The 10,360-nt window shown below is 34.4% G+C and carries 8 protein-coding genes, 1 tRNA gene and 1 pseudogene; 7 read left to right on the top strand and 3 right to left on the bottom strand.

Going from position 1 to position 10,360, the window contains the following annotated elements; genetic code table 11:
- Nucleotides 1-123: 123 nt before the first annotated feature.
- The 3 genes and pseudogenes from prmC to rpmE form a co-directional block, all read right to left on the bottom strand.
- Nucleotides 124-978, bottom strand: coding sequence for a peptide chain release factor N(5)-glutamine methyltransferase (gene prmC / locus LE180_RS04880; protein ID WP_374134341.1), 855 nt, complete (start codon nucleotides 976-978; stop codon nucleotides 124-126).
- Nucleotides 979-2,046 carry a peptide chain release factor 1 gene (prfA, locus tag LE180_RS04875; protein ID WP_374134340.1) on the bottom strand — a complete coding sequence of 356 codons (1,068 nt, stop codon included), beginning with the start codon at nucleotides 2,044-2,046 and terminating at the stop codon, nucleotides 979-981.
- A 176-nt stretch (nucleotides 2,047-2,222) separates the two neighbouring features.
- A pseudogene (rpmE, locus tag LE180_RS04870) lies at nucleotides 2,223-2,456 on the bottom strand (50S ribosomal protein L31); the annotation flags it as partial.
- A gap of 145 nt (nucleotides 2,457-2,601) precedes the next feature.
- On the opposite strand from rpmE, the gene LE180_RS04865 reads away from it, so the two are divergent.
- From LE180_RS04865 to LE180_RS04835, 7 genes are all read left to right on the top strand, one after another.
- Nucleotides 2,602-2,748 carry a hypothetical protein gene (locus tag LE180_RS04865; RefSeq protein ID WP_374134339.1) on the top strand — a complete coding sequence of 49 codons (147 nt, stop codon included), beginning with the start codon at nucleotides 2,602-2,604 and terminating at the stop codon, nucleotides 2,746-2,748.
- Between the two features lie 368 nt (nucleotides 2,749-3,116).
- Nucleotides 3,117-3,281, top strand: a complete 165-nt coding sequence (locus LE180_RS04860; RefSeq protein WP_374134338.1) for a hypothetical protein — start codon at nucleotides 3,117-3,119, stop codon at nucleotides 3,279-3,281.
- Between the two features lie 241 nt (nucleotides 3,282-3,522).
- Nucleotides 3,523-6,987: a chromosome segregation protein SMC gene (smc, locus tag LE180_RS04855; RefSeq protein WP_374134337.1), complete on the top strand. Its 3,465-nt coding sequence runs from the start codon at nucleotides 3,523-3,525 to the stop codon at nucleotides 6,985-6,987.
- 373 nt (nucleotides 6,988-7,360) lie between these two features.
- A complete protein-coding gene (locus LE180_RS04850) occupies nucleotides 7,361-7,630 on the top strand; it encodes a hypothetical protein (protein WP_374134336.1) in 270 nt (89 codons plus the stop codon).
- A 76-nt stretch (nucleotides 7,631-7,706) separates the two neighbouring features.
- Nucleotides 7,707-7,780, top strand: a tRNA-Met gene (locus LE180_RS04845).
- Between the two features lie 315 nt (nucleotides 7,781-8,095).
- The gene (locus tag LE180_RS04840) at nucleotides 8,096-8,650 is read left to right on the top strand and encodes an AAA family ATPase (protein ID WP_374134335.1); all 555 of its coding nucleotides are present in this window, start codon (nucleotides 8,096-8,098) and stop codon (nucleotides 8,648-8,650) included.
- The gene (locus LE180_RS04835; RefSeq protein ID WP_374134334.1) at nucleotides 8,643-9,875 is read left to right on the top strand and encodes an NAD(P)/FAD-dependent oxidoreductase; all 1,233 of its coding nucleotides are present in this window, start codon (nucleotides 8,643-8,645) and stop codon (nucleotides 9,873-9,875) included. Before LE180_RS04840 ends, LE180_RS04835 begins: the two co-directional genes overlap by 8 nt.
- The last annotated feature ends 485 nt before the right edge of the window (nucleotides 9,876-10,360 follow it).

Genomic DNA, 10,360 nt, shown 5'->3' with positions numbered 1-10,360 from the left:
AATTATCATATCTTCTTTACTATTATTCATACACACTTTATTTACCGTCACTCACAATAGCATTGTATATTATAATCCACATTGTATCAATATACCACGGGCAAGGCAAATTCAATGCGCTGATTATTTAAATATTTTTGCTTTTAAAATTCTAGGAAGATTGGCATAATCGTTAATAATTTCAATTTCTTTATAATTGTTATCTAAAAAAATTTGCCTTATTTCGTCAAATTTATTTGCATTTAATTCAATAAGTACGACTCCGTCGTTGTTTAAATAATTTAAAGCTCTGCTGCCTATCTCGTTATAAAAAAATAATCCGCCATCTTTCGCAGTTAAAGCAATTCTTGGTTCGTACTCAAGTTCCGGTTCTAAAGCGCTATATTCAGTTTCTGAAATATAGGGAGGATTTGAAACAATAATATCAAATTTTCTATCACCTATACTATCAAAAATATCGCTTTCAATAAAATCTATATCTGTAGCGTTATTAATTTTGGCATTTTCTTTTGCAATATTTAACGCGTTTTTACTTATATCTAAAGCTGTAACATTGTCAAACGCGCCAAGTTTGGATAAACTTATAGCGATACATCCTGAGCCTGTACACAAATCCAATACTGATTTTTTATTTTCTTTTTTCGCTACACTTAACGCAACTTCAACTAGAAGTTCGGTTTCGGGTCTTGGTATTAAAACGTTTCTATTTATTTTAAATTCAAAATCCATAAAACCTGCAAATCCTGTTATATACGCCGCAGGTTCTCTCTGAGAACGTCTTAAAATATGTTCTTTATACTGCGATATTTGTTTGTCTGTGAGTTTTTGATCTCTTATAAGATGCAGTTTGGATCGTTTAATCTGCAGTACAAAACTTAAAAGGACTTCTGAATCAGCCTTAGAATCAGTAAGTCCTTTTGAATTTAAAAATTTTTCTGCCGCTTTTAATAAAGTATAAACACTTTCACCGGTAAGCATTTAAAAATTATCTTTGAGTTTAGCTTCAACATCAGCTTCAATTAATTTATTTACAAGTTCAGACAAATCGCCATCCATAACTTCGGTAATATTATAAACGCTGTAGCCTATTCTATGATCTGTAATTCTATTTTGAGGGAAATTATACGTTCTTATTTTTTCGGATCTGTCTCCGGAACCAACCTGCTGTTTTCTCTCATCGGAAAGCGCTTTTTCATGTTCCAACACTTTTTGTTCGTAAAGTTTTGCTCTTAAAACTTTAAACGCTTTTGCTCTGTTTTTTATTTGGCTTCTTTCATCTTGGCAAGCAACAACAAGTCCCGTAGGCAAATGCGTTACTCTTATTGCAGAATCTGTTTTATTAACGTGTTGCCCACCGGCGCCTGAAGCTCTATATGTATCAATCCTTAAATCTTCTGTCTTTATTTCGACATCAACTTCTTCCGCTTCAGGAAGAACAGCTACTGTAACTGCCGACGTATGAACTCTTCCGGACGCTTCCGTTGCGGGAACTCTCTGAACTCTGTGTGCGCCTCTTTCAAATTTAAAATAGCGCCATACTCTGTCACCATTTACTTCAAACACAACTTCTTTAAAGCCGCCAAGACCAGTTGGATTAGAATCTAAAACTTCGTGTTTCCAACCATTTCTCTCGGCAAATCTTGTGTACATTCTATATAGGTCGCCAACAAATAATGCGGCTTCATCTCCACCCGTACCGGCGCGAATTTCCACAATAATATCCTTACTTTCATGAGGATCTGTCGGTATAAGCAAAACTTTTATTTTAGCTTCTATCTTTACTTGTTTTTCAATAAGCTCGCTGTATTCTGCAAATGCCATTTCTCTAATCCCTGTATCTTCAGAATCTTTTAATTCTTCAGCGTCTTTTATATCATTCAATAATTTAGCATACTCAACATATTTTTCTGCAAGAGGACGAAGATACGAATGCTGTTTTGTGAGTTCTCTGTACTCGTCTTTATTAGCAACAACGGATAAATCGCTGAGTTTTTTCTCGACTTCTTCAAATTGACTGTTTAATGATTTTAATTTTTCTAAAAACATAATTTTTATTATCCACAAAAAAATATGGAAGAATCTTTATTCAATAGAGATTCTTCCACAATATTATCTTAAAACTACTTACCTTTTGTTTCTTTTTCTTTCTTAGGAGCAACTTTTGCTTTTTTAGGCGATGTCGTAAGAATCTTGCCCGAGGTCTTTCTTGGCGACGAAACTTTTTTCTCAGTTTTCTTTTTTACTATAGTCTTTCCATCTGTTTTCGCAAAACGTTTCTGAAATTTTTCAACCCTTCCAGCCGTATCTACAAGCTTCTGTTTGCCCGTGAAGAACGGATGACAATTAGAACAAATTTCAAGCTTAATTACAGGTTTTGTCGAACGAGTTTTAAAGGTATAACCGCAGGCGCAAGACACTTCGCTTTTTTCATATTTTGGATGTGTTCCCTCTTTCATTTTATAACGTCTCCTTTTATTTTGTGGCAGAACAACGCCCACGTCGTGCATCATACAAAATTTTTAGTTCTTAGTCAACATTGTGTAGAATACCACAGTCAAAGAAAATGGAAGACGAGTTTATACGACTTTTTAGTTCCGAATTTTGGCAAGAATAACGGTAGTTAAAATAAACGAGTTAAACAAGTATTCCAAAGATACTAAAATTGTTGTTTATCATGATATGAAGCATAAAATGAATGGATTTGATTTAGCGTATAAATTGCATGAATCCGGATACACAAAATTGTGAATGAGATGGCAGGTACGATATTTGAAAAACATGAAGTCCCATTCTTATCTCAAGGTTGTGGCAAAAGATATAAAAGAGATTGAAGTATTGTTGAAGGCATAACATGGGTATAATCAACCAGTTAGTTATGTGTCATTATCTGAAAATTTATATTGTTTTGTAACTACAAAAATTGTAGAATGAGATTTCAAAAAATTATGCTATTTAGTGTTGTTGATTAACCATGTAACGACAAAAGATAATATAAATTAGTGTTTTGTAACTACAAAAATTGTTGGAGGTGTGGGGAAATGGCTACTAAATAAACAAAGAAGAAAGCGATTGTTAAAAAAATTGTTGCAAAAAAGGAGCTAACATCGAAAACAACAGTGGAAGAGAAAGCTAAAAAAACTGTGTCAATTTTGTTTCCTAAATCTTATATTGTTATAGATTATCCAAGCGAATACGAAAAAATTAATAGTTGTTACTATGCAGTACGCATAGAAGCATCTAGCGATGGATACGTAGAAGTTTCGCTTAATAACGACGAATGAGGTCATTGTAGATTCAATTCTGGCTATTGGCGGTTTGAAAAGAACACTCTTTATATGATGTTTTATACAAGATGTTTTTAGCTTCAGTGGCTGCCTGCGCGTCTTTTGCGCTGATTAAAGCTTACTTACATAATAAAAAAGAAAAAGACATCGATGCTTATCAAGAAAGACTATAGAGCTTACGAAGGTCTTTCTCCTGAAGATATTGAAAAAAACTAAGTTTTTGCAAGGGAAATAAATAGTGCATTTAAAGAAAATAGAAGTGTGCGGTTTTAAATCATTCGCCGATAGAACAGTATTGGATTTTGATCTCGGAATTTCTGGTATTGTAGGTCCTAATGGTTGTGGTAAATCTAATATATCAGATTCTATTCGTTGGTGCCTTGGTGAACAAAAAGCAAGGTCAATGAGAAGTTCCAACATGCAGGAGGTAATATTTGGAGGTACTCGGACAAGGGCTGCCATAGGAATGTCGGAAGTTTCCTTAACTTTTGATAATTCTCAAAATATATTGCCTATAGATTATTCTGAAGTGACTGTAACAAGAAGGTTGTTCAAAAGTGGTGAAAGCGAGTATTTTGTAAATAAAACACAGTGCAGACTTAAAGATATAAGGGATATGTTTTTGGATACCGGTATAGGCTTTGACGGTTATTCAATAATAGAACAGGGGAAAGTCGATTTTTTAACTACCGCAAAACCGGAAGACAGAAGAGAACTCTTTGAAGAAGCTGCTGGTGTTTCTAAATATAAAGCAAGAAGAGAAGAAACGTTAAGAAGACTTGAAAAAATAGATTCAGACATGTCTCGTTTGTCTGACGCGCTTGCAATTCATAAGCAACAAATAACCGCTTTAGATATAGCCGCAAAAAAAGCGAAACAATATAAAAAATATCAAGAGGATCTTGCTCAATATGAAGTAGCATCTTTGGTTAAGCATATATCTCACGGAAACAACGAAATAGCAAGGATAAAAACGAATCTTGATCCAAAGATAAAAGAGTTTGAATCTACAAACACTTTTATGGCTCAGCTTGATGTTGAAACGCAAGATATGCGTCTTGCATTGGATGAAAAAAATGAGCGGTATGTAAGCGCAAACAGAGATTTAAGCGAAATAAAAATGCAGATAGGCGTAGCTGATCAAATAATACAACATGCAATGCAGCGCGAAACCGAAATAAAATCGGAACAGGAGAAGCTAGAGCAAGAACTTGTTGTAAATCGTGAAAAAATTGTTCAAATGGAATATCAGCTTAAAACTTTAGATACGGGCGATAGTTCTTTAGTTGATGCAGCCAATAGGCTTGAAAATGAATATAAAGAAAAAGAACTGCAGTACAATTCAATAAAGGCTAAGCTCGTAGAATTTGAGTTGAGAGAGAATGCAATTCGCTCCAAACTTTCGCAGTTGGAATCAGAAAAAAAGCAACAACTTGACTTAAAATCCGAACTTTCTGAAACAAGAATACACCTTGACGCAGATACTGCTTCCTTGCAGAGAATAATCGCAAGACTTGAAAACGAAGTTGATCCCACAAATCAGGAAATTGCTCTTATAGAAGCGGAACTTACAGCTGCGGATGTGTCTTTGCGATCTTTTGAAATAAAAAAAGAAGAAATAAATAAAACAGTTGTAGAAAACGAGGAGAAAGTAAAAGCTTTAGAAAATCATTTACTGCAATATAAAGAATTGCTTGCGTCTAATGAATCCCGCATAGCCACTTTAAAAGAATTTGAACAGCGAGATCCTGTAAGATCGTCTATTAGAGCTGTTTTAAATTTAGGAAATTTGGCAAGAGGTCCAGTAAGCAGTTTGATAGACGCAGATGATGATAAAGACGAACTTATAGCTTCGGTTCTTGGCGAAAAATTAAATTATCTTGTATGCGATACAACAAAAGAAGCCGAGCTGGCTATTAACTTTTTGGAAGAAAATGGTTTAAGCAGATTATCTTTTATAGTTGCTGAAAAAATTTCAGATTCTCATCAAAACAGTATTGTAGGTTTTCCTTCAGGTTATACCGAACTTATAAAATATTTAAGATATAATCCTGCGGACGAAAAAATCGTTCGTTTTGTTTGTTCTAATACTTTAGTTTTCGGAAATAAAGTTTACGGGAACGTTGTTGTTCAGGGCGGTGGAAAGATATCTTTTGAAAAACCTGTTTTGATTGAAGAACAAATAAAAAAACTGCAAGAAAAATCTGAAGAACTTAAACGAAATATCGCTTCAACGCAGTTCGAAATAGAACAGATAGACGAACGTCAAATTAACGCCAGACTTGAAAAAGAAAGATTTGGGTTTGATTCAATAAAAATAAGAACGCAGATTGAAGGGAAATATGCGCAAGTTGAAGAAAAAAGTAACTATATAAAGAATATTATCGAGGAAATAAATAAACATAAAAAGGAAGTGAGCGTCAAAAACGCAGACCTCGCGTCTTTTAACGAGAAATTATCTGTTTTTGAAGCCAAACTTGCAGATTATACAAATGAAGAAAACAATCTTTACGAAGAATTAAAAATTATTGAAAGCGATATATTTTTTATAAGGAAAGAAGAGGAGCTTATATCTCCTCTAATGATGGATGCAAGAAGTAATTGGGATAGAAAAGTAGCCGAAGTAGAAAACAAGCAAAAAGGGCAGCAGTATCTTCTTGATAACATATCCAACATAAAACAACAAATTCAATACGCGGAGAGCAAAATTTCCGAGAACAACGAAAAACTTTCAGAATTACTTACTTCGCAGGAGGCAGAGACGGTAAAAATACAACAGTTATGTGAAGATCAAGCGCAGAAAGAAGTGGCAATACAAGTTTTGTTGACAGATAAGCAGACGCTGCAGGACGCATTAGATTCAAAAACTAACGAGTGGCATAGTTTGCGCGGTAAAGTTGGCGAATTAAACAATGAAGTAAATTCTATGCGGGTTGATTTAAAGAACTTTGAATATCAGAAAAATGATTTGGAGAAAAGGCTTGCAGAAACTTATGGTAAAAATTATGAAGAAATCAAAAATAATTTTGATAGTATTGAAGTAAATAATGAAGAAATTACAAAGATAAAAAGAAAGATGGAATCTTTAGGTTCTGTTAATCTTGCTGCGCAAGAAGAATATGATGCGTTGGAGCAGAGGTGTAATTTTCTTTTAACGCAGCAACAGGATTTGTTGAAAGCTAAAGATGATTTGCATGAAGTTATAAAGAAAATAAATCAGTCCACTGTAGAAAATTTTAAAAAGACTTTTGACGCTGTAAGAGAAAATTTTAAAGATCTTTATAAAAAACTTTTTGGTGGAGGGGAAGCGGATTTGATGCTTACTGATGAAAACAATTTGCTTGAAAGCGGTATTGACATTTATGCTCAGCCTCCGGGAAAGAAATTGCAAAATATTTCGCTATGTTCTGGCGGAGAAAAGGCTTTAACGGCTGTTGCTTTATTGTTTGCATTTTTTATGGTTAAGCCGTCGCCATTTTGTATTTTAGACGAAGTTGATGCTTCGTTAGACGATGCAAACGTTGGCAGATATAACGCTATGGTTAAAGAATTTTCTACAAAAACGCAGTTTTTGGTTATAACGCATAACAAACGGACAATGGAAATAGCTGACATTCTTTACGGTGTAACAATGGAAGAGCATGGTGTTTCAAAAATAATATCTGTCAAAATGAACAGGCAAAATGAAATTGCGCAAGCGTAGGTATAGCCAAACATCCTTATAATGGCGCATTCAGTATAAATTAGTCGACTATAATTGTAGTTTTCACAGGAAAGTGTTAATGCCAAAAATAAGTCTTGTAAAATGTGATGATTATAATAAAGTAGAGAATGCTGTCATGGAGTTGTTGAACTTTTGAGAGGCATATCTGTTTTTGTAAAACCGGCAAAAAAATTCTTATTAAACCTAATCTTTTGATCTCTGAAGATCCATCGAAAGCGATAGCTACACATCCTGTTTAGAACACAGCTCTAGACAAAGTCCCGGGGGACACGGTCCCTCGGAGCAAAGTTCGGAACAAAGTTCGGAACACAGTTCCTTAGAACAAAGTTTGGAACTTAGTTCCTACGATTTAATGGTTGAACTTATATACGAGATAGTAAAGAAGCGGCGAGTGGCGTTAGAGCGCAAGATAAAGAGGTTGCCTGTAAGCAACTTTAGAGCGTCTGACATACACGAGTGTGACGAGTGTGACAAGTATATGGTTTGTGCGATTTTGGATTGGGAGAAGCGCAGTTTGCACGATGTAGCGTTGCAGGCGATATTTGATGCTGGAAACAAGGAAGAAGAGAACGTAAAGAACAGGCTCGGGTACGAGCTTGGAATAGAGTCTATTGAGCAGTAGAAACCGTTTGAGATTAGAAACAGGAAAAATGATAATTTGACAAATAGATGAGAAAGTAATACGATAGCTGGGTGGTCGCGGGGTGGAGCAGCCCGGTAGCTCGTCAGGCTCATAACCTGAAGGTCGCAGGTTCAAATCCTGCCCCCGCAATGAAAAAAATTAAACGATCTCTCGTAAGAGGAGGTCGTATTTTTTTGTAAAAACTTTTTGATATTTGTACAATGATGTTTCGGTAATGTGTAAAAAATTAAAAAGGTGGCGGTTGTCGTCATGATTATAAACGACTTAAAAACATTGGTTTTTATTCAAATTTTAACAGCGCTTTTAAAGAAACTTTGGATTTTATAATGGTTGCAATATTTTTTCACAGGATGCCCATGCCCCATTATGTGGTCAAGGGTTGGCAAAAAAATGTATAGTTAAAATATGAGTAGAAAGGTTCTCTAATTCTTTAGAGGCGATAAAATGATTATAGGTTTAACAGGCTCTTATTGTTCCGGTAAAGATACGATAGCTGAGTATATTTCTAAAAAATATGGATACAAACATTTTTCTCTGTCTGATGTTATAAGGGATGTAATGAAAGAAGAGGGCATTGAACCTGTTAGAGAAAATCTTATAGTATTTGGAACGAAATTAAGAGGAAAAAATGGTAATGGAGTGCTTGCGAAAAAAGTTTTAGAAAAAATTAATTTAGATGGAAAGTATTGTATAACATCCATAAGACATTCCGACGAAGTTAAAGCGCTTCAAGAAAGAAAAGATTTTGTTTTGGTAAATATTGATGCGCCTCAAGATGTGCGTTTTGAAAGAATGCAGAATAGAAAAAGACCGGGAGATCCTCAAACGTTAGAAAAATTTATTGAGCTTGAAAAAATAGAATCTCAAACAGAAGGTTCTGGTCAACAGTTAAGAAAAACGGCAAATATGGCTGACATTACTTTTATTAACGACTCGAACGATATAACAACGCTTGAAGTTGCAATAGATGATTTATTAAAAAGTATTGAAAATGTATGATGTCTATGACGTTGTTGTAATTGGGTGCGGTCCTGCCGGTATGATGGCGGCTATAAAAGCCGGTGAGCGAGGACTAAAAACAATAGTTTTAGAAAAAAAGTCTCGTCCTGCAATAAAACTTTCTATCACTGGAAAGGGAAGATGTAATTTAACTAACAGCGCTTCGATTAAAGAATTTACAGATTGTTTTCACAATGGTAAGTTTCTTTATAATAGTTTTAATGTTTTTTCAAATTTGGATACAATTTCATTTTTTGAAAACGTAGGTGTGTCGTGTAAACTCGAAAGAGGTGGGAGATATTTTCCTACAAGTGGCAAGTCTCAAGATATTGTGGACGTTCTTGTAAAAAATGTCAAGAAATTTTCTAAAATTATGACTTCCTGTAGCGTAAAATCAATCAAAAAAAATGAGAACGAAACATTTAATATATATGCCGATGGTTTAATAGTCGCAAAAAATATTATTATAGCCTGCGGTGGCGCTTCTTATCCCTCTACAGGGGCAGAAGGCGATGGATATAAGATTGCAAAAGCTTTTGGACATACTGTAAAAGAGCCTCTTCCTTCGCTTGTTCCCGTGGTTTTAGAGAGCGAGTATCTAAAAGAACTTCAAGGTCTAAAATTAAAGAATATAGAAGTATCCTTGATTGCGTCGGATAAAATTATTGCAAAAGAATTTGGTGAAATGAAGTTTACAAACTTCGGAGCCACAGGACCTGTAATTTTAACAATAAGCAGATTGGTATCCGAGAGGATTCATAATGAAAATATGTTTTTATCGTTAAATTTAAAACCTGCGCTTTCGCTAGAGCAATTAAATCAAAGATTATTAAGAGAAATCAATAATTTTGCTCAGTATCAAATTAAAGATTTTCTTCAAGATATGTTACCTATCCAAATGGTAAAGCCTTTTATAAATTATTGCGGACTTAATATAACTAAAAAATGTTCGCAGATAAGTAAATCAGAAAGAGAAAAAATGTTGAGCGCTTTTTCGGACTCAAAATTTAAAATAGTAAAGACTAGAGATTTTAAAGAGGCAATTATTACTAGGGGCGGTATTGCCACGGATGAAATTAATCAAAAAACAATGGAATCTAAACTTATCGAAGGTTTGTATTTTTGTGGCGAAATTATTGATATAGATGCTCCCACAGGCGGTTTTAATTTGCAGGCAGCTTTTTCAACCGGATATTTAGCCGGGGGTTCGATAAAGACAGAGTAAAACTAACACAAGCCAATAGAGGTTTAAACCGATATAATTGGATTGATATAATAGTGGCAATTACATTTGCTGGCAGAAAGGTTTGAGGCAGGAAAATTCAGGAGTAGAAAGGAGACAAAGATCTCTGATTGAATTTTGATTATTTTGATTGTATAATTTTTAAGGTTGAAATGTTAAAAGTAAGGAATTGAAAAAGTAAGAGATTAAATTTGTATAATAACGATAGTTATAATTGGTTATTTAAAAGAGTACGAAAATAGAGTTTAGATTCTGAAGTACAAAATAAGAGGAGTTTAAAGAATCTGAACTACAAGAACGAAAGGGGATTTAGAGTGATTAATTTCGAGAGAGTGGTAAGCGTAGTTGTAGTATTTAGTTTGGTGTTGAGTTCATGCGGAGGGAACAAGAATGGTAGGAGCGGGGTAAGTGGGCTAGTAAGGAATGTAGAGTTGAGTATATTTGAGAACGACATTAAAACCGTTGGG

Source organism: Candidatus Endomicrobiellum pyrsonymphae (genome assembly GCF_020328025.1).
Lineage (GTDB): Bacteria > Elusimicrobiota > Endomicrobiia > Endomicrobiales > Endomicrobiaceae > Endomicrobiellum > Endomicrobiellum pyrsonymphae.
Note: the sequence above shows the minus strand (reverse complement) of the source record. Positions and strands in the feature narration are given on the sequence as shown.

Coding starts and splice junctions, on each gene's coding strand:
- prmC (WP_374134341.1), bottom strand. CDS start 978: ATGCTTACCGGTGAAAGTGTTTATACTTTATTAAAAGCGGCAGAAAAA.
- prfA (WP_374134340.1), bottom strand. CDS start 2,046: ATGTTTTTAGAAAAATTAAAATCATTAAACAGTCAATTTGAAGAAGTC.
- LE180_RS04850 (WP_374134336.1), top strand. CDS start 7,361: ATGGTTGAACTTATATACGAGATAGTAAAGAAGCGGCGAGTGGCGTTA.
- LE180_RS04840 (WP_374134335.1), top strand. CDS start 8,096: ATGATTATAGGTTTAACAGGCTCTTATTGTTCCGGTAAAGATACGATA.
- LE180_RS04835 (WP_374134334.1), top strand. CDS start 8,643: ATGTATGATGTCTATGACGTTGTTGTAATTGGGTGCGGTCCTGCCGGT.